General features: G+C 61.2%; 22 protein-coding genes. 8 read left to right on the forward strand and 14 right to left on the reverse strand.

Annotated elements, in window-relative coordinates; all coding sequences use genetic code 11:
- Positions 1-59: 59 nt before the first annotated feature.
- Together NN484_RS08015 and NN484_RS08020 are read right to left on the reverse strand one after the other, a co-directional pair.
- Positions 60-632: a hypothetical protein gene (locus NN484_RS08015; RefSeq protein WP_274658844.1), complete on the reverse strand. Its 573-nt coding sequence runs from the start codon at positions 630-632 to the stop codon at positions 60-62.
- Between the two features lie 38 nt (positions 633-670).
- Complete coding sequence (locus NN484_RS08020; RefSeq protein WP_274658845.1) at positions 671-1,135, reverse strand: hypothetical protein; 465 nt, start codon at positions 1,133-1,135, stop codon at positions 671-673.
- 462 nt (positions 1,136-1,597) lie between these two features.
- Between NN484_RS08020 and NN484_RS08025 the strand changes: the two genes are divergently transcribed.
- On the forward strand, positions 1,598-2,383 hold the full coding sequence (locus NN484_RS08025) for a DeoR/GlpR family DNA-binding transcription regulator (RefSeq protein WP_274658846.1): 786 nt from the start codon (positions 1,598-1,600) through the stop codon (positions 2,381-2,383).
- Between the two features lie 168 nt (positions 2,384-2,551).
- Here the strand turns inward: NN484_RS08025 and NN484_RS08030 are convergent, their stop codons facing one another.
- The 8 genes from NN484_RS08030 to NN484_RS08065 all read right to left on the reverse strand — a co-directional run bounded on the left by NN484_RS08030 (position 2,552) and on the right by NN484_RS08065 (position 10,620).
- Positions 2,552-3,835: an NAD(P)/FAD-dependent oxidoreductase gene (locus NN484_RS08030; RefSeq protein ID WP_127652659.1), complete on the reverse strand. Its 1,284-nt coding sequence runs from the start codon at positions 3,833-3,835 to the stop codon at positions 2,552-2,554.
- 149 nt (positions 3,836-3,984) lie between these two features.
- Positions 3,985-5,349 (reverse strand): glutamine synthetase family protein, encoded by a 1,365-nt coding sequence (locus NN484_RS08035; RefSeq protein ID WP_274658847.1) that lies wholly within the window; start codon positions 5,347-5,349, stop codon positions 3,985-3,987.
- A gap of 528 nt (positions 5,350-5,877) precedes the next feature.
- Entirely contained in the window at positions 5,878-7,221 is a 1,344-nt protein-coding gene (gene chrA / locus NN484_RS08040) for a chromate efflux transporter (protein WP_274658848.1), read from the reverse strand.
- Positions 7,222-7,460: 239 nt separating this feature from the next.
- The gene (gene moaE / locus NN484_RS08045; protein WP_127652662.1) at positions 7,461-7,922 is read right to left on the reverse strand and encodes a molybdopterin synthase catalytic subunit MoaE; all 462 of its coding nucleotides are present in this window, start codon (positions 7,920-7,922) and stop codon (positions 7,461-7,463) included.
- A gap of 2 nt (positions 7,923-7,924) precedes the next feature.
- On the reverse strand, positions 7,925-8,176 hold the full coding sequence (locus tag NN484_RS08050; RefSeq protein WP_127652663.1) for a MoaD/ThiS family protein: 252 nt from the start codon (positions 8,174-8,176) through the stop codon (positions 7,925-7,927).
- The gene (moaC, locus tag NN484_RS08055; RefSeq protein WP_127652664.1) at positions 8,173-8,658 is read right to left on the reverse strand and encodes a cyclic pyranopterin monophosphate synthase MoaC; all 486 of its coding nucleotides are present in this window, start codon (positions 8,656-8,658) and stop codon (positions 8,173-8,175) included. Before moaC ends, NN484_RS08050 begins: the two co-directional genes overlap by 4 nt.
- Entirely contained in the window at positions 8,655-9,497 is an 843-nt protein-coding gene (fdhD, locus tag NN484_RS08060) for a formate dehydrogenase accessory sulfurtransferase FdhD (protein ID WP_127652665.1), read from the reverse strand. The genes moaC and fdhD overlap by 4 nt, the downstream gene beginning before the upstream one ends.
- A 223-nt stretch (positions 9,498-9,720) precedes the next feature.
- Positions 9,721-10,620, reverse strand: a complete 900-nt coding sequence (locus NN484_RS08065) for a LysR family transcriptional regulator (RefSeq protein WP_127652666.1) — start codon at positions 10,618-10,620, stop codon at positions 9,721-9,723.
- Between the two features lie 285 nt (positions 10,621-10,905).
- On the opposite strand from NN484_RS08065, the gene moaB reads away from it, so the two are divergent.
- Complete coding sequence (gene moaB / locus NN484_RS08070; RefSeq protein WP_025111335.1) at positions 10,906-11,445, forward strand: molybdenum cofactor biosynthesis protein B; 540 nt, start codon at positions 10,906-10,908, stop codon at positions 11,443-11,445.
- On the forward strand, positions 11,442-12,647 hold the full coding sequence (locus NN484_RS08075) for a molybdopterin molybdotransferase MoeA (RefSeq protein WP_127652667.1): 1,206 nt from the start codon (positions 11,442-11,444) through the stop codon (positions 12,645-12,647). Before moaB ends, NN484_RS08075 begins: the two co-directional genes overlap by 4 nt.
- 268 nt (positions 12,648-12,915) lie before the next feature.
- Here NN484_RS08075 and NN484_RS08080 read toward each other — a convergent pair whose 3' ends face one another.
- Positions 12,916-13,815, reverse strand: a complete 900-nt coding sequence (locus tag NN484_RS08080) for a bestrophin family protein (RefSeq protein ID WP_215502704.1) — start codon at positions 13,813-13,815, stop codon at positions 12,916-12,918.
- A 35-nt stretch (positions 13,816-13,850) separates the two neighbouring features.
- The gene (moaA, locus tag NN484_RS08085) at positions 13,851-14,849 is read right to left on the reverse strand and encodes a GTP 3',8-cyclase MoaA (RefSeq protein WP_127651524.1); all 999 of its coding nucleotides are present in this window, start codon (positions 14,847-14,849) and stop codon (positions 13,851-13,853) included.
- 357 nt (positions 14,850-15,206) lie between these two features.
- On the opposite strand from moaA, the gene NN484_RS08090 reads away from it, so the two are divergent.
- From NN484_RS08090 to NN484_RS08105, 4 genes are all read left to right on the forward strand, one after another.
- The gene (locus NN484_RS08090; protein WP_102359126.1) at positions 15,207-17,531 is read left to right on the forward strand and encodes an FdhF/YdeP family oxidoreductase; all 2,325 of its coding nucleotides are present in this window, start codon (positions 15,207-15,209) and stop codon (positions 17,529-17,531) included.
- Positions 17,532-17,638: 107 nt separating this feature from the next.
- Positions 17,639-19,054, forward strand: coding sequence for a cytochrome ubiquinol oxidase subunit I (locus tag NN484_RS08095; protein ID WP_127651529.1), 1,416 nt, complete (start codon positions 17,639-17,641; stop codon positions 19,052-19,054).
- 17 nt (positions 19,055-19,071) lie between these two features.
- The gene (cydB, locus tag NN484_RS08100) at positions 19,072-20,088 is read left to right on the forward strand and encodes a cytochrome d ubiquinol oxidase subunit II (protein ID WP_127651523.1); all 1,017 of its coding nucleotides are present in this window, start codon (positions 19,072-19,074) and stop codon (positions 20,086-20,088) included.
- Positions 20,075-20,230 (forward strand): DUF2474 family protein, encoded by a 156-nt coding sequence (locus tag NN484_RS08105; RefSeq protein ID WP_127651522.1) that lies wholly within the window; start codon positions 20,075-20,077, stop codon positions 20,228-20,230. Before cydB ends, NN484_RS08105 begins: the two co-directional genes overlap by 14 nt.
- A 187-nt stretch (positions 20,231-20,417) precedes the next feature.
- On the opposite strand, the gene NN484_RS08110 is transcribed toward NN484_RS08105, so the two are convergent.
- Positions 20,418-21,269, reverse strand: coding sequence for a CAP domain-containing protein (locus NN484_RS08110; RefSeq protein WP_127651521.1), 852 nt, complete (start codon positions 21,267-21,269; stop codon positions 20,418-20,420).
- 199 nt (positions 21,270-21,468) lie between these two features.
- Here NN484_RS08110 and NN484_RS08115 point away from each other — a divergent pair, with 199 nt between their 5' ends.
- Entirely contained in the window at positions 21,469-22,089 is a 621-nt protein-coding gene (locus NN484_RS08115) for a cell wall hydrolase (RefSeq protein ID WP_127651520.1), read from the forward strand.
- On the opposite strand, the gene NN484_RS08120 is transcribed toward NN484_RS08115, so the two are convergent.
- Positions 22,086-22,973 carry a LysR family transcriptional regulator gene (locus NN484_RS08120; protein ID WP_127651519.1) on the reverse strand — a complete coding sequence of 296 codons (888 nt, stop codon included), beginning with the start codon at positions 22,971-22,973 and terminating at the stop codon, positions 22,086-22,088. The two genes, NN484_RS08115 and NN484_RS08120, sit on opposite strands and share 4 nt — an antisense overlap.
- Position 22,974 lies beyond the last annotated feature (1 nt).

Below are 22,974 nucleotides of genomic sequence, written 5' to 3' on the forward strand. Positions count from 1 at the left end.
ATCGGCGGGCGATTGGGTGCTTGCGTGAAACAAAGCCCCAGTCGCTGTGGCGAGGGCAGTCAAACTCCCGGAAGCGCGTTGAGCGGTGGGGTGATTTGCACCTGTCCGGTGGCGATGTCGACGGTGATCTGAAAAGCGCCCCCAGCATCGGGCTTGATAGCCTTTCCTGAGCGCGCTTCGGTGTTGAACATGATGATTTTGTAGCGTTCATCAACTGCCTTGGCACGCAGTTTTCTTAGAGCGGCATTCTTCTTCCCAGTGAAATACGAAGGGGCCACATTGAAAGCTTCTCCTGCGAGGTTAGCATTCGCGGAGAACGCCTGAATGTCAAAGCCGTTCCGGTCTTCGTTTCCGAACTCGACTATGTATTCATTGAAAGGGAAATGCTCGCCCTTGAGTAGCGCTGCGATGCCATGAAGAATCACCAGATCAGACATGATTCGGTTGGCCGCCTCGAACAACGATACTTCGGGGTAGGGGCCGTGGCCCAGTCGATCGCGCTTCAATGCAAGCATGAGAGGGATTCCGTTTTTGCCTACGATCGACTGGCCGATACTCACCAGTTCTTGATTGAACCACTGCGTAATCGAATCAATATTTTCTAAGTTCAAGTTTCTAACGGGCTGTTGCATGACGGGCTCTATGGTTATGAAATGTTCAGGCGTTGCAGTCAGTCCCAGTCAACTTTCACTCCGTCAATCTCGCGAAAGCTGTCCAAAACATTGATGAACGCAGCCCTGGCAAACGTGACTGACGGGATGCTGTGAAACCAGTCAACTTCGGGGTTTTCACTGGTAATGCGGTCTTTTAGCAAGCCAAAACGCTGCCAATGAATGAAGGTTTCATCCGAGAACTGTTCGGTTACGATCACACTGCAGCTCAGGTCCAGATCGTCGGAGCACACCAGCAATGGCAGCAACGTTGTCCAGCCGGGGGCAGTTGAGTAGGCACGGTCCCAAATCAACTCGTTTTCCTGATCGGAATAAAGTCCTGAGTGCGCTGCTACCAGATGCAATTCGGCCTGCGGGTTGTGGTGTGGCAACCAGACTTCAAGCGGCAGCTCATCAATGGCAAAAGTCGGGTAATGCCCCGCGCTGTACTTCGATTTGTGTTGGGTGATGGTCAGACGATTCATGACACTTGAACCATTTTTACGTAGATTCGCTAGCGTTATACGGAAAGTGCCATGTTTTGGCCATTATGCGCGCGAGGTGCCTTTTTTGTCCGTGGCAGGAAGCGTTCCTGCCACTGAGATCATCCGGCAAAGAGCTGGCGCTTTTCTGGGGCGAACTCTCGTATCGCGACCTGGTGCGGTTGCGTCAGCAACTGGCGGCTTCAGTTCTGGCCGATCAAGCATGGCCCAGGGCAATCGCAAAAGACACGACGATCATGCACGCAAACGCAAAATTGAGATTCATCAGCTGTTCATCCTGAGCCTTTTTAAAGTGAGGCCATTCTGAACACGCGCAATGCAAAGAAAAAATTCGGCTTGTTGATTCCAATGATCGAAACAATTGATACCCGCCGGTTTGTGTTTGCGTGTGGCTTTCGCTAGTCTCGGCAAAACCTGCAACTACAAGCACAAACAGGCAAAACCATGCACGATCATTCGGTCACCGAGCTGCCGTCCCTGCGCCGGCAGAAAATCCTCCTGATCCTCGAACGCGACGGCAAAGTCATGGCGTCGGAGTTGAGCCAGCACTTCGCCGTGTCCGAAGACACCATCCGCCGCGACCTCGCTGAACTGGACCATGCGGGTCTGGTGCAGCGCGTGCACGGCGGGGCGTTGCCGCGTCCCAAGGACACCGGCAAGGATTACTTCACCCGCCTGGAGGAGACCGATGACGTCAAGGTGCGCCTGGCGCAACGGGCGGCGCAAGAGGTCGAGGATGGGCAGATTGTGCTGTTCGATTCCGGCTCGACCACGTTGCAGGTGGCGCGCTCGTTGCGCGCGGATACCCAGATTACGGCGGTGACCGCCGCGCCGATGACGGCCATCGCCTTGTCCGAGTACAAGGGCGTGAAGGTGATTTTGGCCGGTGGGCAACTGAACCCTCGCACGATGTCGGCCGGCGGGCATGAAGCGGTGCGCATGCTGGCCGGGATCAAGGCGGATCTGGCGTTTACCGGCGTCTGCGCGATTCACCCGGAGGTGGGTATCACCTCGCTGCATTTCGATGAAGTGCCAGTCAAGCAGGCCCTGCTCGACAGTGCGGCGCGGGTGATTGCGGTGACCACGGCGGACAAACTGGGGGCGGTGGAGCCGTTTGTGGTGGCTGCGTGTACGCGCCTGCATACGCTGATAACCGAACGGCATGTGGCGTCGGGCAGTGTCGAGGATTATCGGCGGTTGGGGATTGTGGTGCAGCAGTTGCCTGACTGATTGTTGTATTGCGGCTGAGGGCCTCATCGCGAGCAGGCTCACTCCTACAATGGATCTTCAGTGAACCGATGACCCGGTAGGAGCTGCCGAAGGCTGCGATCTTTTGATTTTTAGAAACAAGATCAAAAGATCGCAGCCTTCGGCAGCTCCTACAGGGAGGCGGGTGTGTTAGCGCAAGCGCTCAAGCATCTGGTAATACCACATCCCCGCCGCCAGCAACGGATTGCCCAGCAAATCCCCCATCGGCACGCGAATGTGTTGGCACCCGGCAAAGGTGTCGAACTGTTCCAGCTGCCCGGTGATCGCCCGGCTCATGATTTCGCCCATGATGTGCGTCGTCGCGATGCCGTGGCCCGAATAGCCCTGGCAATACCAGACGTTGTCCGAGAGCTTGCCCAGTTGCGGGATGCGGTTGATCACGATGCCCATCGCGCAGCTCCACTGGTAATCGATCTGCACCCCTTTGAGCGCCGGGAACGTCTGCTCGATGCACGGGCGCAGCTCGGCGGCGATGTCTCGCGAGTCCTTGCCGCTGTAGTTGGCACCGCCGCCGAACAGCAGACGACCGTCGGCCGTGAGGCGGTAGTAATCGAGGACGAAACGGCAGTCGTACACCGCCAGGTCTTCGGGGTTGATCTGCCGCGCCAGATCACCCAGCGGCGCGGTGGTGACGATGCCGCCCATGGCCGGGAAAATCTTGCCCTTGAGCTGGCCCGGTTCGAGCTTGTGATAGACGTCGCCAGCGAGCATCACTTGATTGGCATCGATCTGGCCATGGGCGGTTCTGACGCCCGGGGTCTGGCCGTGAATGATCTCCAGCACTTCGCTGTTCTCGAAGATCAGCGCGCCAAGGCTTTGCGCCGCCCACGCTTCGCCGATGCACAGGTTGAGCGGGTGCAGGTGCATGTTGCGGGTGTTCTTGATTGCGCCGTGGTAGAGGTCGCTTTGCAGCAGGTCGCGTACCTGGCTGCGGTCGAGCAGGCTGACCTCATCGGCCATCCCACGGCGCACGGCTTCCTGGTAATCCTGGCGTAGACCTTCCATGTGGCCCGGCTTGTAGGCAGCGTGCAGATGGCCGTGCTTGAGGTCGCACTGGATGCCATATTTCTCGACCCGCTGCTGAATGATTTCATGCCCGCGCCAGCGCAGGTGCCAGATGAAATCGTCGACGTCATCGCCCAGTTTCGGGCGCATCTGTTTGCGCATCGCGCCGTCGCCGGAGAGGCTGCCGGTGACTTGCCCGCCATTGCGTCCGGTGGCGCCCCAGCCGATCTTGTGGCTCTCGACGATGGCGACTTTCAGGCCTTTTTCGGCCAGTTCCACAGCGGTGGCGACGCCAGTGAAACCGCCGCCGATGATCACTACATCAACCTGGTGCCGGCCTTGCAGGGTCGGGTAGTCGGTGTCCTGATTGAGGGTGGCGGTGTAGTAGGAATTGCAGCGTTGGGTCATGTCAGTGTCCACACAAAATTCAAGTCGGTACGCGATCCCCTGTAGGAGTGAGCCTGCTCGCGATAGCGGTGTGTCAGTCAAATCAGTGTTAACTGACAGATCGTTATCGCGAGCAGGCTCACTCCTACAGGGGGATCAGCGGTGAGGCCTCAGGCTTCGGTCAAATACCAGCGCCAATCCTGCTCACCCACCTCGGCCATGAACTGCCGGTACTCGGCACGTTTCACCGCCAGATACACCCCGAGAAATTCCTGCCCCAAGGCATCCCGTGCCCACGCAGAATTCTCCAGCGCCTGCAACGACGTCAGCCAATCGGTCGGCAGCAATTGCTTGGCTTGCGCATAGCCGTTGCCCTCGACCGGTGCGCCCGGATCAAGGTTTTCGCGAATGCCACGATGGATCCCGGCGAGGATCGCTGCCGCCGCCAGATACGGGTTGGCGTCGGCGCCGCAGATGCGGTGTTCGATGTGCCGGGTGTTGGCCGGGCCGCCGGGCACGCGCAGGCTGACGGTGCGGTTGTCGATGCCCCAGGTCGGCGCCAATGGCGCGTAGCTGTTGGCCTGGAACCGGCGGTAGGAGTTGGCGTTGGGGCAGAACAGCAGCAGCGAATCGAGCAGGGAGGCGAGCATGCCGCCAATTGCGGTGCGCAGCAGCGGGGTGCCGGCGGGGGACTCGGAGGCGAACAGGTTGCGCCCCTCTCCGTCGGCAAGGCTGACGTGCATGTGCATGCCGGTGCCGGCCAGATCATCGAACGGCTTGGCCATGAACGTCGCCTGCATGCCGTGCTTGTGCGCCACGGCTTTGACCAGGCGTTTGTAGCGCACCGCCTGATCCATCGCCTGCAGCGCGTCGCCGTGTTCGAGGGTGATTTCCACCTGGCCCGGGGCGTATTCGGAGATTGCCGTGCGCGCCGGAATACCGTGCAGCTTGCAGGCGCTGTAGAGGTCGGCGAGGAACGGTTCGATCTGCTCCAGTTCACGCAAACCGTAGACCTGAGTGTGTCGCGGTCGGCCACCGTCGGCATCCAGCGCCGGTTGCGGGCGACCGTTGTGATCGCGTTTGGCGTCGAGCAGATAGAACTCCAGTTCGCACGCCATCACCGGGTGATATCCCTCGGCTTTGAGGCCGTCGATCACCTTGATCAGCAGGTGCCGCGGGTCGGCAATACTCGCCGGCAGGCCCTCGGTCGGGTGCATGCTGACCTGCACCGCGGCGGTCGGAATCTGCCGCCACGGCAGGCGCACCAGACTGCCTTCAAGCGGGTAGGCGCGGCAGTCGATATCACCGACGTCCCACACCAGGCCCGAGTTTTCCACGTCCTCGCCCTGCACGGTCAAACCGAGGATGGTGCTGGGCAGCGGACGACCGCTTTCGTAGACGGCGAGCAGTTCTTCGCGGTGCAGCAGTTTGCCGCGCGGGACGCCGTTGGCGTCGAGGATGAACAACTCGATCATGTCGATATCGGGGTTCTGTTCAAGGAACAGGCGTGCGTCTTCGATGGCTGCAAATTTCATGGTCAATCACTCACGATGGCGCCGCACAGGCGCGCAGAATCGGGCCGGACGCGTAGAGAGCGTCCCGGCAGGGATTTCAAATGGAGATCAGTCAAACGTGACACAGAACCTGTGGCGAGGGAGCTTGCTCCCGCTGAGGCGCGAAGCGGCTCTCGCTTTTTGATTCAAAGGCAGGGGACTGCTATGCAGTCCAGCGGGAGCAAGCTCCCTCGCCACAATGGATCTTTACTGACTGACAGAAATCAGCAGGCGATATCCGGCGGGCGTGCGGAGTGACGCAGCTTGGAACGGCGCAGGGCCATGGGGAGATTGACGATGCGATTCATGCGCGGCCCCTGTGACAGAGGGCGCACACAGCGGAGACGTTCAACCTTTCTGGTTGTTGTGGTGACGTACTCATAACGCGTGTTTCCGGTGGCGGAAAACGTCGGTGGCGGGGCAGGCCCGCCGACCGGTGTGCCCGGATAGTAAGGGGCAATCCGCGGGCCTGTAAACCGATGATTGCACCCTTATGCCGTTGGCCGACGCTCAGCGCAGCAGGTGAAAGCCCAGCCCGGCAAGGGCGCAAACGATCAACACTTCAATCACGCCGCGCTTGAAAATGAACAGCGCCAGCGCAGCCAGCAGCGCCAGCCCGATCGAAAACAGATCCGGGTGCCCGGCAAAACCGCTCGGCCAGAACACGTGATAAGCGAAGAAACACGCCAGGTTGAGAATCACCCCGACCACCGCCGCGGTGATCGCGGTCAGCGGTGCGGTGAACTTCAATTCATTGTGGGTCGATTCCACCAGCGGCCCGCCGGCGAGGATGAACAGAAACGAGGGCAGGAAGGTGAACCAGGTCACGAGTGTCGCCGCCAGTGCGCCGGCGGCGAACGCATGTTCCGCGCCGAACGCCGGTTGCACGTAACCGCCGATGAAACCGACAAACGCCACCACCATGATCAGCGGACCGGGCGTGGTTTCGCCGAGGGCGAGGCCGTCGATCATCTGCGTTGGCGTCAGCCAGCCGTAATGCCCGACCGCGCCCTGATAGACATACGGCAACACCGCGTACGCCCCGCCAAAGGTCAGCAGCGCGGCTTTGGTGAAGAACCAGCCCATTTGTGTGAACGTGCCGTCCCAGCCGAACAGCGCGATCAGCAGCCCCATCGGCAAACACCACAGCGCCGCGCCGACCAACAGCAAGCGCCACAGCTTCGGCAGGCTGAATCGCGCATGTTCAGGTGCCGGCGTGTCGTCATCGATCAACGCCGGGCCGAAAGATTTGGCGCTGCTGCGCTGGCCGCCATTGTTGAAGCGCTGCGGCGCCAGGCGCCCGCCGAAATAGCCGAGCAACGCCGCCCCGAGCACGATCAGCGGGAACGGCAGGTTGAAGGCAAAGATCGCCACGAATGACGCCCCGGCGATGGCCCACAGCCAACTGTTTTTCAGTGCCCGCGAGCCAATGCGATGAGCGGCGTGCAAGACAATCGCGGTCACCGCCGGTTTGATTCCGTAGAAGATGCCGGCCACCACCGGCACGTCGCCGAACGCGATGTACACCCACGACAGCGCAATCAGGATGAACAGCGACGGCAGCACGAACAGCGCCCCGGCGATCACCCCGCCCCAGGTGCGATGCAACAGCCAGCCAATGTAGGTCGCCAGTTGCTGGGCTTCGGGGCCGGGCAGCAACATGCAGTAATTGAGCGCATGGAGGAAACGCCGCTCGGAGATCCAGCGCCGACGTTCGACCAGTTCCTGATGCATGATCGCGATCTGCCCGGCCGGGCCGCCGAAACCGATGCAGCCGAGCTTGAGCCAGAAGCGCCAGGCCTGGCGCAGCGTGACGGGATCGGGGCGGGGCAGGTTGTTGGGCGCTGTGCTCAAACGAGACTCCGGAATTTAATCCTGGCGGAGTTGCTATCTAATCAGAATTTCAACCCTCACCCCAGCCCTCTCCCAGAGGGAGAGGGGGCCGACCGAGGTGTCTGGCGTTATCCATCGACCTGAAGATTGAGTCGATTATGGATTCAGAGCCAATCTTTCGATTCGGTGAATTTCTTCAATATCCCCCAATCAGTCCCCTCTCCCTCCGGGAGAGGGTTAGGGTGAGGGGCTCTTGATCTTCAGGCATGCGCCAGGCTCCAGCGCAGCGCCGCATCCTGATCACTCTTGCGCGCCTCGACCCAGTGTGCGCCTTGCGGCGTGCTCTCACGCTTCCAGAACGGCGCACGGGTCTTGAGCACATCCATGATGAAGGCGCAGGCTTCGAACGCCATGTGTCGGTGCTTGCTGCTGACGCCGACGAACACGATCGGCTCGCTGACAGACAGTGCACCGACCCGATGCACAATCTCCACCCCCAGCAGCGGCCAACGCTCGCGGGCCTCTCGGGCGATCTGTTCGAGAGCCTTTTCGGTCATGCCCGGATAGTGTTCGAGGAACAGCTCATTCACGCTTTGGCGGATGTTCAGATCGCGCACGTAGCCGATGAAATTCACCACTGCGCCGACCCGTGGATTACGCGCATGCAAGTCGGCGGTCAACTGGCCGACATCGAAACTTTTATGCTGGACTCGTACCGTCATGCTCAGCCCCCGGTGACCGGTGGAAAAAACGCGATCTCGTCGAAGTCTTCGATGGCTGCGCTCGGTTGGCACAGCTCCTGATTCAACGCACACATCAGGTTGCCGGCGCCGAGCACTTCGCGCCATTCCTCACCACGGGCCATGAGCATCAGCCGCACGTCCTCGATGCTGGTCAGGTCGTTGCTCAGGGGGATTTTTTCGCCGCCCAGATTGAGGCGATCACGGTAGCTGGCGAAGTAGTTGATCAGGATCATTGCGCGTCCTCCCATTGAAAGTGTCCGGAGCGTCCGCCCTGTTTACTGAGCAGGCGGATGTCGCCGATGACCATCGCCCGGTCCACCGCTTTGCACATGTCGTAAATGGTCAGCGCCGCGACGCTGGCGGCGGTCAGCGCTTCGAGTTCGACCCCGGTCTGGCCGGTGAGGCGGCAGGTGCTGGTGATCTGCACGCGGTCCGGTTCGCAGGCCTTGAGTTCGACGTGAATCGAGCTGAGCAGCAGCGCGTGGCACAGCGGGATCAGCTCGTGGGTGCGCTTGGCCGCTTGAATCCCGGCGATCCGCGCCACGGCGAAGACATCGCCCTTGGGGTGGCCGTTGGCCTGGATCATCTGCAGCGTTTCCGGGCGCATCTGCACCCAGGCTTGCGCGCTGGCTTCGCGGCGGGTCGGCGCCTTGTCGCTGACGTCGACCATGTTGGCGCGGCCCTGATCGTCGAGGTGGGTGAGGGTGTTGCTCATGGCGAAAGCTCCTGGATCGGGCTGTAGATTCGGGGGGCGTTGCGGTGCGGGACGTGGATCAGATTGAGCCTGTGCTTGAGCGCCCAGCGCACGGTCAACGCCGTCGGGGCGGACAGGCTGACGAGGGTGCCGAGGCGGGCGCGCACCGCTTTGTGGATCAGTTCCAGGCTGCAACGGCTGGTGACCACCACGAAGCCCTGGCGCGCATCGACTTCGGCGAGGTGCAGCGCGCCGATCAGCTTGTCGAGGGCGTTGTGGCGGCCGATGTCTTCACGGCACAGCAGCGCTTTACCGTTGGCATCGAAGTACAGCGCAGCGTGCAGGGCGCCGCTGCTGCGGGCCAGTTGCTGGGCCTGTTCGATGCGTTGGCGGATACCGTCGAAATGCGCAGCCGGCGGCAGTGCGCAGGGTTGCAGGATGTCCAGTTGCGGCAACGCCTGCTCCAGCGCTTCGACACCACAGATGCCGCAGCCGCTGGTGCCGGCCATCTGCCGACGATGATCCTTCAGCGCCCAGAAGGCGCGACTGGAAATCTGCACGTCAGCCTGGCAGGCCTGATCGAAATGGCTCAGGCGGATGTCGTAGATCTCGTCGACACTGTCGATGATCGCGTTGCTCAGGCTGAAGCCCCGGATGAAGTCTTCGAGGTTGCCGGGCGAGACCATCATCACTGCCTGGCTCAGGCCATTGAAGGTGATCGCCAGGGCGATTTCCGCGGCCAGGGCGGCGTGCGAGAGCGGGGCGTGCGGCAGGTATTCGCGAAACGCCACTTGTGACGGTTGCGGCGCGGGGGCGTTGGCATCGCCCGGTTCGGCAGTTGGATCAACTTGGCACAGCATCTTGAAAGTCCCGAAGCGCTGAAGTGAGTTCAGGCTACGGGGGAGTTAAAAGTGCGTCCAATCGCTTGTTCTGATCTGGTGATTGGGTTGGTCGATCACCGATTTCAAAGGTCCGCGATTGCATGTTCTGGCCTCATCGCGAGCAGGCTCACTCCTACAGGAGAACGCATTCCAAATGTAGGAGTGAGCCTGCTCGCGATGGCGTCCTTACAGCCAACATCACCTATTCGGCAGGAGCCTCAACCCCGAACAACTTGCGCGCCTCGGCAAAACACTTCTCGGCAATCGCCGAACGCGGCTCGGTCTTGCGCATCACCAGCCCCAGCGGCGCGAGCACGCTGGCATCCGGCAACTGCATGAACGACAAATGTTCGATCGGCTGTTCCAGCCCGCTGTCCAGCGGCATGATCGAGCAGCAGAAACCCTGGTGAATCGCCTGCAACAGCTGATAGGTCGAATCGCTCTCCAGAATCGGCTGCGGATTGAGCCCGCGACTGCGGAAACTCAAGTCGATGGATTTGCGGTAATGCATGCCAGTGGTGATCATCCCCAGCGGCAGTTCGGCGGCGTCTTCCCAGCTCATTTCCGAGCCTTCGAAATGGAAGTGACGGTTGTCGTAAAGCAGCCCGACGCGGGTTTCGCCGATCTCGAAAAACTCGAAGTAGTTCGGGTTGACGTGGTCCAGATAGCACACGCCCAGATCGAGCTGGTTGTTGCCCAACCCCTCGATGATCTCGTTGGAACTGAGCGACGACAGACTGAATTTCAGCTCGGGGTAAGTCGCGGACAAACCCTGAATGTAATTGACCGGGTTGAAGCTGCTCAACGGCACCAACCCCAGGCGCAGGCTACCCACCAGTTGCCCGCGGCACGCCGCCGCTTCGGCGAACAAGCCGTCATGGGCAGCCAACAGTGTGCGGGCCCAGGCCAGCACCCGTTCGCCGGCCTGAGTGAAACCTTCAAAGCGCTGGCCGCGATTGACCAGCACCAGGTCCAGCTCATCTTCCAGGTTGCGCAGACGCATCGACAGGGTTGGCTGGGTGATATGGCAGCGTGCGGCGGCTTGGCCGAAGTGTCGGGTTTCATCCAGTGCGATCAGGAACTTGAGTTGTTTGATGTCCACTATGGCACCTGCTCGTTGAGAAATTGGAATGAGTATTGACGCAGATGCGCGCAGCGCACGAAAAACGCGAGGCGCGACAATCTCATTTGACTGTCCATTCGTCCAATCGGAAGTATTGAAAAGCCTATCGATCAGCTCTATCGCCCATGATTTCAAAGGCTTTGGTCGAGGTCAACGGCACCGATAGAGCCGGTCGATAATGTGGTTGGTTAGAGTGATTAGACAGTATTCATAAGTGGCACTTAGGCTGCTGGGCAATGTGATTAACTACTGCCGGAGAGTCCCATGAGCGCGAAAGCGGATGCCCTGTTTGTCCCCCTGAACATTGCTGTGCTGACGGTCAGCGATACCCGCGATTACGCCAGCGATACCTCGGGCCAGTTGCTGGTCAGTCGTCTGCTGGAGGCCGGTCATACCCTGAGTGAGCGCAATCTGCTCAAGGATGATCTGTACAAGATTCGCGCCCAGGTTGCGCACTGGATTGCCGACGACAATATTCAGGTGGTACTGATCACCGGCGGCACCGGGTTCACCGGCCGCGACAGCACACCGGAAGCAGTGGCTTGCCTGCTCGACAAGCAGATCGATGGTTTCGGTGAGTTGTTCCGCGCCATTTCGATTCTCGACATCGGCACGTCCACCGTGCAAAGCCGAGCGCTGGCCGGGTTGTCCAACGGCACGCTGGTGTGCTGCCTGCCGGGTTCGACCGGTGCTTGCCGCACCGCGTGGGAAGGCATTCTCGCCGAGCAACTGGATAACCGTCATCGCCCGTGCAACTTCGTGCCACACCTCAAGGCAGTGCAAGCCTGTGGGCCACGCGGATGAGCAAGGCACCGTTGATGCCGGTCGAGGATGCCCTCGACCAATTGCTGGGCATGGCCAATGAGCAACGTCTGGCTGACAGCGAACTGTTACCGCTCGACGATGCGCGCGGACGGGTGTTGGCCAGCGATCTGGTGGCGACGCTCGACCTGCCGCCATGGCCGAACAGTGCCATGGACGGTTACGCGCTCAATCTCGCTGACTTGCATCGCCAGCCGCTGAAGGTATCGCAAAAGGTCTACGCCGGGCTGGCGCCGGACGCATTGCTGCCTGGCACCTGCGCGCGGATTTTTACGGGCGCACCGCTGCCGCCCGGCGCCACCAGTGTTGAGATGCAGGAAAACGTCGAAGTGCTGGAGGACGGCCGCGTGGGCTTTTTGCAGCCGCTGAAGGCAGGGCAGAACATTCGCGCACAAGGCCAGGAAAATCGCGTTGGCGATATCCTGCTGCGCGCCGGCAAACGCCTTGGGCCATTCGAACTGGCAGTCGCTGCCGGGCAAGGGCTGGCGCAGTTGCACGTGGTGCGTCGCCCACGCGTGGCGCTGTTGTCGACTGGTGATGAACTGGTCGAACCGGGCCAGCCGCTGCGCCCCGGCAGCATCTACAACAGCAACCGTGTGTTGCTCGGTCACTGGTTGCGTGAGCTGGGCTGCGAGGTGATCGACGCCGGGATTCTCCCGGATCGCCCGGCGCAGACGCGGCTCAAGCTTGAACAACTGCAAGTGGCGGCCGACTTGATCCTGACCACCGGCGGCGTGTCTGCCGGCGATGCCGATTGCCTCGGGCAGGTGCTGCGCGAGGACGGCAAACCGCTGCTGTGGAAGCTCGCGATCAAGCCTGGCAAACCGTTGACCGTGGGCCATTTCGGCACGGTGCCGGTGATCGGCCTGCCGGGCAATCCGACCTCGGCACTGGTGACCTTCGGCCTGCTGGCGCGGCCATATCTGCTGCGCATCCAGGGCGTGGAAGACGTCATGCCGCTGAGCTTCGCGGTGAGCGCCGGGTTCGACTGGAGCAAGGCTGGCAGCCGCCGCGAATACCTGCGGGTGCGGCTGGAGGCGGGGAGTGCGGTGCTGTACCCGAATCAAAGCTCCGGCGTCCTGCTCGGTGCAACCTGGGCCGATGGCCTGGTGGAAGTACCGGAAAACAGCACCCACCGCATCGGCGACGCACTGCGCTTCATTCCCTTCAGCGAACTTTTCTGACCCCAACACCAATCAAACCTGTGGGAGCGAGCCTGCTCGCGAAGGCGTCTGCAGATTCAACATCAATATTGACTGGATGATTGCTTTCGCGAGCAGGCTCGCTCCCACATTTGGATTTATGGTGCTCGGCCATTTTGCGGGTGTACATCGAACCTGTAGGAGTGAGCCTGCTCGCGATGACGGTGGCACAGTCAGCATATGCGCTGACTGGTCAACCGCTATCGCGAGCAGGCTCACTCCTACAGGGGGATTTGTGTGGAGGGCGGGATCAGCTCAGCACATAGTCCACCGGCAGCAGCATCGGCGGCAGGTCGGTCACGCCCAGTTCGCTGAGGATGTCGCGCTCGATGGTGCGCACCAGCGAGTCGGTCGCCAGGTCGTTTTCGTCGCGGCCGAATGGGTCTTCCAGTTCATCGGCAATCGCATCCAGACCAAAGAACGTGTAGCTGACAATCGCCGTGAACAACGGCGTCAGCCAGCCCAGCGGCTCGGCCATGGCGAAGGGCAGCAGGATGCAGAACAGGTAGATCGTGCGGTGCAGCAGCAAGGTGTAGGGGAAGGGCAGCGGGGTGTTCTTGATCCGTTCGCACACCGCTTGCGCCTGAGTCAGGCTGGTCAGGTGATTGGCCAGGAGCATGTAGCGCCACTCGGTCAGTTCGCCGCTCTGGTGCAGGTCGGAACACTGCTGACCGACCTGCTGCAAAATCCGCCCGCTGTAGTCCGGGGTCTGCTCGTCCGGTTTCGGCGTGATCCACGCGCTGCTGGCCGCCGCTTCGCTTTCCCGGCGCAACCGCGCATTCAGCGCATGGGCAAACCCGCAGAGATTGAGCAGCAACGGCTGGCGCTGCACCGATTCGCGGATGACATGGGTTTCGCGGATCACCGAACGAATGTGTACGAGCACATCCCCCCAGGCTTTGCGCGCTTCGTACCAGCGGTCGTAGCAGGCGTTGTTGCGAAAATTCATGAAGATCGACAGCGACAGCCCGAGCAGGGTGAACGGCGTGGCGTTGACCTTGGTGAAGTTGCTCGGATGGAGCATTTCAATCAGGACGATGGCCGAGGCCAGCAGGGTGACCATCAGGGTGCGCAGGGCGATGCGTTTGGCAATCGAACCCTTGAGGGTGAAGAGGATGGCGAATTGGTTGACCTTGGGTCTGATGATCATGCTGGGCGATCCCGGTTACGCAGGGTGAGGGCGGCTCAGCCGCCGGTCATGTTCATGAAGCGCACGACCTGGACGTCGTCGTTCACTTCGAAATTGTGCCGATACGGCTTGAGTTTCATCGCCTCGATAATGGCTTTCTCCAGCCGCTGCGGTTGCCCCGGATGAGCGCGCAGCACGGCTTTGAGATCCACCGAATGCTCGTTACCCAGACACAGTAGCAGGCGACCTTCGACGGTCAGCCGCACGCGGTTGCAGGTGCCGCAGAAATTGTGGCTGTGCGGCGAGATAAAGCCCAGGCGAATGTCCGGCGCCTCGGCCACGCGCCAGTAGCGCGACGGGCCTTGGGTCGACTCGGCGGAGTCGATCAGGGTGTAGCGCTCGGCGATTTTCTCGCGTACCTGGGCACTGGAGAAAAACGACTCCGCCCGGCTGTGTTCGCTGATGATCCCCAACGGCATTTCCTCGATGAAGGAGATGTCGAGCTGGCGGTCGATGGCGAAGCTCACCAGATCGTTGATCTCCTGATCGTTGCGCCCCTGCATCACCACGACGTTGAGTTTAGTTCGGGTGAAACCGGCCTTGCGCGCGGCATCGATGCCGCTGATCACCTGCGCCAGATCACCGGTGCGGGTCATTTGCCTGAAGCGCTCGGGGTCGAGGCTGTCGAGGCTGATATTCAGGCGTTTGACCCCGGCGTCGAACAGCGGCGCCGCGAGTTTGCCCAATTGCGAGCCATTGGTGGTCATGCACAGTTCGCGCAGGCCGGGCAGGGCGGCGATCTGCTCGCACAGCTTGACCACGCCCGGGCGAATCAACGGCTCGCCGCCAGTCAGGCGAATTTTGCGGGTGCCCAGTGCCACGAAGCTCTGCGCCAGTTGATAGATCTCTTCCAGCGTCAGTACCTGTTGGCGCGGCAGAAACTGCATGTCTTCAGCCATGCAATAGACGCAGCGGAAGTCGCAGCGGTCGGTGACCGACATGCGCAGATAGTCGACGCGGCGGTTGTAACCATCGATCAAGACACGCTCTGACATGACAGCCTCGCAGGAGTGAGAAATCCGCATTAACGGAACAAGTTGGCGCAGGTTATGGGCAACTTCAGAGGGCGTCCAATCACTGTTAATGAACGGCTGATTGATGGCGTCGATGATGAATTGTTTTTCATTGAAAGTTTCCGCTTTAGTTTCGCAAGGCCCCGTAAATAAAGGGTTTTTAGCCGTGATAGACGCTTTCGATAGTGTGGTCATAAATAGCGATTAGACAATATTTTGTATCGGTTCATATCCTTGCTCCGGCAACTGAAACGACCGCTTTATTGCTGTGCAAAATCGGCCGTCGCTGTTTAACCAAGATCAGGTTCACGCCTGTGTGCATCGTCATGGAGATGTCCCATGTCACAAGTCGACCGTTACAAACCTTACAAGGGTGCCGCTGCAGGTTGGGGGGCTGTCATCAGCCTGACCAAAAGCTGGCTGGGCAGTGAAAACGCCCTGAAAAACATCCGCGCCATGCTCAAGACCAACCAGAACGGCGGTTTTGACTGCCCGGGCTGTGCGTGGGGTGAAGCCCCCGGCGCGAGCATGCTCAAGTTCTGCGAGAACGGCGCCAAAGCGGTGAACTGGGAGGCCACCGGGCGCCTGGTCGATCCGGCGTTCTTTAACAAGTACACGGTGTCGAGCCTGGCTGAACAGAGCGATTACTGGCTGGAATATCAGGGCCGCCTGACTCATCCGATGCGTTACGACGCGCGGATCGACCGCTATGTGGAAACCACCTGGGAAGAGGCGTTCGCGCTGATTGCCGAACACCTCAAGGGCCTGAAATCGCCGCACGAGGCCGAGTTCTACACCTCGGGCCGGGCCAGCAACGAAGCGGCGTTTCTCTACCAGTTGTTCGTCCGCGCCTTTGGCACCAACAATTTCCCCGACTGCTCGAACATGTGCCACGAAGCCAGTGCGGTGAGCATGGGCGAGACCCTCGGCGTTGGTAAAGGCACCGTGGTCTACGAGGACCTGCACCACGCCGACGCGATTTTCGTCATCGGCCAGAACCCCGGCACCAACCACCCGCGCATGCTCGAACCGCTGCGTGAAGCGGTGAAACGCGGCGCGCAAGTGGTGTGCATCAACCCGTTGAAGGAGCGTGGCCTGGAACGTTTCCAGAACCCGCAGAACCCGATCGAGATGCTCAGCAACGGCTGGGAAGCGACCAACACCGCGTACTTCCGTCCGGCGCTGGGTGGCGACATGGCGATGATTCGCGGCATGGCCAAGTTCCTCTTGCAGTGGGAGCGTGAAGCCCAGGCCAGCGGCGGCGAACCGGTGTTTGACCACGCATTCATTGCCGAGCACACCTCGGGTCTGGACAGCTATCTGGCGGAAGTCGATGCGACTTCGTGGGAGCACATCCTCGAACAGTCCGGCGTGCCGCTGCACGACATCGAACTGGCGGCGCGCATGTATGGCCGCGCCAAGAGCGTGATCATGTGCTGGGCCATGGGCCTGACCCAACACGTGCACTCGGTGCCGACCCTGCAGGAAGTCATCAACCTGCAACTGTTGCGCGGCAACGTTGGTCGTCCGGGTGCCGGTCTGTCGCCGGTGCGCGGTCACAGCAACGTGCAGGGCGACCGCACCATGGGCATCAACGAACTGGCGCCCAAGGAGCTGATGGACGCACTGGAAAACCGCTTCAACTTCAAAGTGCCGCGCATGCACGGCCACAACACCGTCATGGCGATCGGTGCCATGGAGCGTGGCGAGGCCAAGGTGTTCATCGGTCTGGGCGGCAACTTTGCCCAAGCCACACCGGACACCCCGCGCACCCACGAAGCGATGCGCAAACTCGACCTGACCGTGCACATCTCGACCAAGCTCAACCGCAGCCATCTGGTGACCGGGCGTGACGCGTTGATCCTGCCGTGCCTCGGTCGCACCGACATCGACATCCAGGCCGAAGGCCCGCAAGGCGTGACGGTGGAAGACACCTTCAGCATGGTGCACTTGTCGTTCGGTCAACTGAAACCGAAGTCGGCGCACTTGAAGTCCGAGCCGGCGATCATTGCCGGGATTGCCGCCGCCACGTTGGGCAAACATCCAATCGACTGGGAGTGGGTCGTGGGCGACTACGGGCGCATCCGCAACCTGATCGGCGACGTGATTCCGGGTTTCGAGAACTTCAACGAGAAGCTGTTGACCCCGGGTGGCTTCCACCTTGGCAACGACGCCTCGGACCGGGTCTGGAACACCGAATCCGGCAAAGCCCAGTTCACCCCGTGCGTGCTGCCGGAACACCTGATCAGCGAAGGCGTGCGCAACCTGCCGGTCAAGCCGCATCTGATCCTGCAGACCATGCGTTCGCACGATCAGTACAACACCACGCTGTACGGCCTCGACGACCGTTATCGCGGGGTCTACGGCATGCGCGACGTGATCTTCGCCAACGAACAGGACATCCAGCGGCTCGGTTTCGAACCGGGGCAGAAGGTCGATCTGGTGGCGCTGTGGAATGACGACCGTGAGCGTCGGGTCAGCGGTTTCACCCTGATCGCCTACGACATTCCGCCCGGTCAGGCGGCTGCTTACTACCCGGAAACCAATCCGCTGGTGCCGCTGGAAAGCTACGGCGACCGGACCTACACGCCGACCTCGAAATTCGTCGCGATTCGCCTCGAAGCGGCCAAGGTCAGCAACCTGATCCCGTCGTCGGTGGCCTGACCCGCTACTCATAAAAAACCATAGCAATTTGACTGGCTGCAGGCGTTCACGCCTGGCGGTGGCCCGGCGACGTGCTGCCGCTTTTCAGCCTGGATGAGGACATCATCATGCTCAACATGGAGGCACTGGACCTGGCGCGAATTCAATTCGCGTTCACGGTTTCGTTCCACATTATCTTCCCGGCGATCACCATCGGTCTGGCGAGTTTCCTTGCGGTACTCGAAGGCTTGTGGCTGAAAACCCATGACGACACTTACCGTGATCTTTACCACTTCTGGTCGAAGATCTTTGCCGTCAACTTCGGCATGGGCGTGGTCTCGGGGCTGGTCATGGCGTACCAGTTCGGTACCAACTGGAGTGGGTTTTCCGACTTCGCCGGGAGCATCACCGGGCCGTTGCTGACCTATGAGGTGCTGACTGCATTCTTCCTTGAGGCCGGTTTCCTCGGGGTCATGCTGTTCGGCTGGAACCGCGTCGGTCGTGGTTTGCACTTCTTCGCCACGGTGATGGTCGCCATCGGCACGTTGATTTCGACCTTCTGGATTCTCGCTTCCAACAGTTGGATGCAGACCCCGCAGGGCTTCGAAATCGTCGACGGTCGGGTGATGCCGCTGGACTGGCTGGCAATCGTGTTCAACCCTTCGTTCCCGTTCCGGCTGGCGCACATGGCGATTGCCGCGTTCGTTGCGACGTCGTTCTTCGTCGGTGCGTCGGCGGCCTGGCACTTGCTGCGCGGCAACAACACGGCGCCGGTGCGCAAGATGTTTTCCATGGCGTTGTGGATGGCGCTGATCGTTGCGCCGATTCAGGCAGTGGTCGGTGACGCCCACGGCTTGAACACCCTGGAGCATCAACCGGCAAAAATCGCCGCCATCGAAGGTCACTGGGAAAACGCCGACAACGGCCCGACGCCGCTGGTGCTGTTCGGCATCCCCGACATGCAGGCGGAGAAGACCAGGTACGCGCTGGAAATCCCGTACCTGGGCAGCCTGATCCTGACCCACAGCCTCGACAAACAGATCCCGGCGCTCAAGAGCTTCCCGAAAGAGGATCGGCCGAATTCGACCATCATCTTCTGGAGCTTCCGCGTGATGGCCGGGCTGGGCATGTTGATGATCCTCGTCGGTCTGCTGGGCCTCGCCCTGCGTCGTGGTGGCAAGCTCTATCAGCATCGTGGCTTCCAGCGTCTGGTATTGCTGATGGGGCCGAGTGGGTTGATCGCGCTGCTGGCCGGATGGATCACTACCGAAGTCGGGCGTCAGCCGTGGGTGGTGTACGGCCTGATGCGTACCCATGACGCGGCGTCCCACCACTCGGTGGCGCAGATGAGCACCTCGTTGCTGCTGTTCGTGGTGATCTACTGCTCGGTGTTCACCGTGGGCATCGGCTACATGATGAAACTGGTACGCAAAGGTCCGCAGCCGCATCACGAACATCCGCCTGCGGATGAACATTTGCAGACACCGCGCCGGCCTCTTTCGGCAGCGACCGATCACCTTGAATCCGCGACCCGGATCCACTGATAAAGGAGCATTGAATCATGGGTATTCAAGGTATCGATCTTTCGTTGATCTGGGGTGTGATCATTGCCTTCGGGGTGATGATGTACGTGATCATGGACGGTTTCGATCTGGGGCTGGGGATCCTGTTTCCGCTGATCCCCGATGAGCAGGAGCGCGACGTGATGATGAACACCGTCGCCCCGGTCTGGGACGGCAACGAAACCTGGCTGGTGCTCGGTGGCGCGGCGTTGTATGGCGCTTTTCCGCTGGCGTATGGAGTGATTCTGGAGGCGTTGTACCTGCCGCTGATCCTGATGCTCTGCGGGCTGATTTTCCGTGGCGTGGCGTTCGAGTTTCGCTTCAAGTCGTCGCCGCAGAAACGCCATTGGTGGGACAAGGCGTTCATCGGCGGCTCGCTGCTGGCGACGTTCTCCCAAGGCGTGGTGATCGGCGCGTACGTGTCGGGCATTCCCGTGGTGGATCGGCAGTTTGCCGGTGGCGGCCTGGACTGGCTGGCGCCGTTCCCGCTGGTGTGCGGCGTCGGTCTGGTGGTGGCGTATGCGCTGCTGGGCAGTACCTGGTTGCTGGTCAAGACCGAAGGCATGCTCGAATCGCGGATGCGCCTGTTCACCCGACCATTGGCCTGGTTGCTGCTGGCGATGGTGGTGGTGATTGGCGTGTGGACCTTGCAACTGCACCCGGAACTGGCCACGCGCTGGTCGAGCCATGGGCACTTGCTGGTGTTTGGCGGGTTGGTGGTGCTGGCGCTGCTGGCGTTGTTCGGATTGCTGCGCACCTTGCGTCAGCGCCACACCCACTGGCCGTTCGTGTTCACGTTGGTGTTGATGCTGCTGGGTTACATCGGCCTGGCGCTGAGCATCTGGCCGAACATCATCCCGCCGTCGGTGAGCCTGTGGGCGGCGGCGTCACCGCCATCGAGCCAGTTGTTCGCCCTGATCGGCGCACTGTTCATCCTGCCGGTGATCCTGATGTACACCTTCTGGAGCTACTACGTATTCCGCGGCAAAGTGAGGATTGGCGATGGCTACCATTGATTCGCGCGAGGCCAGATCCAGCCGCTGGTACAAGCGCCTGGGCTGGTTGTTGCTGATCTGGCTGGGCAGTGTGGTGTCACTCGCGGTGGTGGCGAGCCTGCTGAAACTGGCGATGTATGCAGCGGGAATGAGAACCCACTGACAATGAAAAAACCGGAGCCATGGCTCCGGTTTTTTTGTGGCGGTCGGAATTCTGGATGTACCACCAGACATTGTAGGAGTGAGCCTGCTCGCGATGGCGGTGGGTCAGTCGATGGCCATGTTGACTGGGCTGGCCTTATCGCGAGCAGGCTCACGCCTACAGGGGGTAGCGGTGCATGGGATAGGGGTTATTGCGCACCAAACATCGCGGTCCAGTAGATCCCGGCGCTGCTCTTTGGATCGGTCGCGTAGGCGGCGCCGAGTTCCTTGTATTGCGGGTTCATCAGGTTGGCGCAGTGGCCGGGGCTGGCGAGCCAGCCGTCGACGACTTTGCGTACGGTGTCTTGCCCGGCGGCGATGTTTTCGCCGACCTGTTGGCCGCTGTAGCCGGCCAGTTCGGCGCGGTCACCCGGGGTGCGGCCGTCGCGGTCCTTGTGGTCGAAGTAGTTGTTGTTGGCCATGTCCCGGCTGTGATCCTGGGAGATAGTGCCCAGGCTCGCATTCCAGGCCAACGGTGCGGCGGCGGCGAAGGCCTGGCCACCGCATTGGCGCGGCTGGGCGCGGGCGGCGTTGAGCTGCTCGAGCAACTTCTGGCCTTCGCTCTGCGCATCGCCCAGTTTCGCCGACAGCAACGGTCGCGCCAGCACAATGCGCCAGTCGCGATCGGTACGGCTGACGCCGACATCGACGAACTGTGGATCCAGCACCACCTGACAGAAACTCTCCTGTATCGCCTTCATCGCCGACGCCGCATCACGCGGGCCGTTGAGGGTGATCGCCTGCACGTTGACCATCGGGTAACTGGCGCTGGCCATGGCCTGTTGCAGATCGACTGCACCGGTGGCCGGCAGCCGCAGTCGTGGATCGGCCGACAGCGGTGGCAATTCGTTGGACGCCTGGCTGCCGCAGCGCTGTGGTTGGCTACGGTAGGCGTTGATCGACTCGATCAGTTGCGACTCGTCGGCAGCCATGGCCGAGGCAGTCACGGCCAGGCCCACGGACAGCGCGGCAAAACGCAAAACGGATGGCATGAAGCGCATGGAAATCTCCCTTGAGCGGAATGCGCCCATGATGCGCGAAATGGCCCGGGGGAATGCAATGTCTTTTTCTTCATCGAGCGGGTTTTTCTGCGGAACGATGCGCCGGTATTTGCCGTCTACACTCTCCAAAGGCCCCGGAAACCGGGCGTCTCCCCCACGAAACACCTTGCCCGGACCGGGCGCTGCCGGAAGAACTGACATGGGATTGAAATGGTTGGCTGGCTGTTTCGCAGTGACCCTGATGGCCGGTGGGGTGATGGCTACCGAACAGGCACCGATCAAGGCCAAGGCCGAAGAAAAGGCTCAGGTGCTGGAAGAAAAAGCCGCCGACAAAGTCAGCGCCGCGCCGGCGCCCAAATCCGAAGCGATCACCCCCACCGAAGTACAAGCGGTAGACCCGGCAGGCTCCGCGCCGCTGGATGATCCGATCACCTGCCTGGCGCGCAGTATCTACTGGGAAGCCAAGGGCCGTGATACGCCGGAAATGCAAGCGGTGGCCAATGTGGTGATGAACCGCCTGGGCCACGACGGCTTCCCCGGTACGGTGTGCGAAGTGGTCAAGCAGGGTTCGGAAACCAAAAGCTGCCAGTTTTCCTGGTGGTGCGATGGCAAGGCGGATCAGGTCAAGGAAGACGCCGAATACACCCTGGCCAAGGCGATTGCAGGCAAGGCGCTGAACCGCCAGCTGCCGGATCGTACCCATGGCGCGCTGTACTTCCATGATCGCAACGTGCATCCGAGTTGGGCCAGGGAATACAGAAAGACCGCCGAGGTCGGCAAATTCCTGTTCTACAAACCGGTCGGCGGTGATGCGCGTTAGACGCAGACTTCCCTGACACAGTTGCGCAACCAGCGATGCGCCGGGTCGGCGTCCATGCGCGGGTGCCAGAGCATCGACACGCTGATCGGCGGCATCCTGAAGGGCAGAGAGAAACTGTGCAGGCCCGTGCGCAGTTTGCTGGTGTGACGCTCCGGAACGGTGGCGATCAGGTCCGATTCGCGGACCAGCGTCAGGGCGGCAGAGAAGCCGCCGAACGAGGTGACGATATCCCGCGTCAGCCCCAACGCGAGCAACGCTTCGTCCACCGGACCGCTGCTGCGCCCACGACGTGAGATGAGAATGTGCTGGCCGCCGGCAAAGCGTTTGCTGCTGATCTTGCCCGCACTCAACGCATGCCCCTCACGGACCACGCCGATCCAGTGATCCTGAAACAGGATACGGCTGTGCAGCGCCGGGTCGGTGCTGTCGTCGACCACACCGGTCTCCAGATCCACCCGGCCTTCACGCAGCAGCGTGCTGTCCTTGTCGGCTTTCTGCACAAACCGCAGGCGCACGCCGGGCGCCTCTTCAGCGATGCGCGCGAGCAGTGCGGCGGCGAAGGTTTCAACGAAACCGTCGGTGTTGCGCAAGGTGAAGGTGCGCTGCAACTGGCCGGGGTCGAGTATTTCGGCGGGGCGCAACGCCGCCTCGGCTTCCTGCACCAGGCCACTGACCCGCTCGCGCAACTCCAGCGCCCGTGGTGTCGGTACCAGACCACGGCCGGCCCTTACCAGCAATGGATCGCCAGTGGTTTCGCGCAGCCGGGCCAGGGCGCGGCTCATGGCCGACGGGCTCAACCGCAGGCATTGCGCGGCGCGCGCGACGCTGCCTTCGCGCAACAACACGTCGAGGGTGATCAACAGGTTCAGATCCGGTGTGCTCATG

This window comes from Pseudomonas serboccidentalis (genome assembly GCF_028830055.1).
Lineage (GTDB): Bacteria > Pseudomonadota > Gammaproteobacteria > Pseudomonadales > Pseudomonadaceae > Aquipseudomonas > Aquipseudomonas serboccidentalis.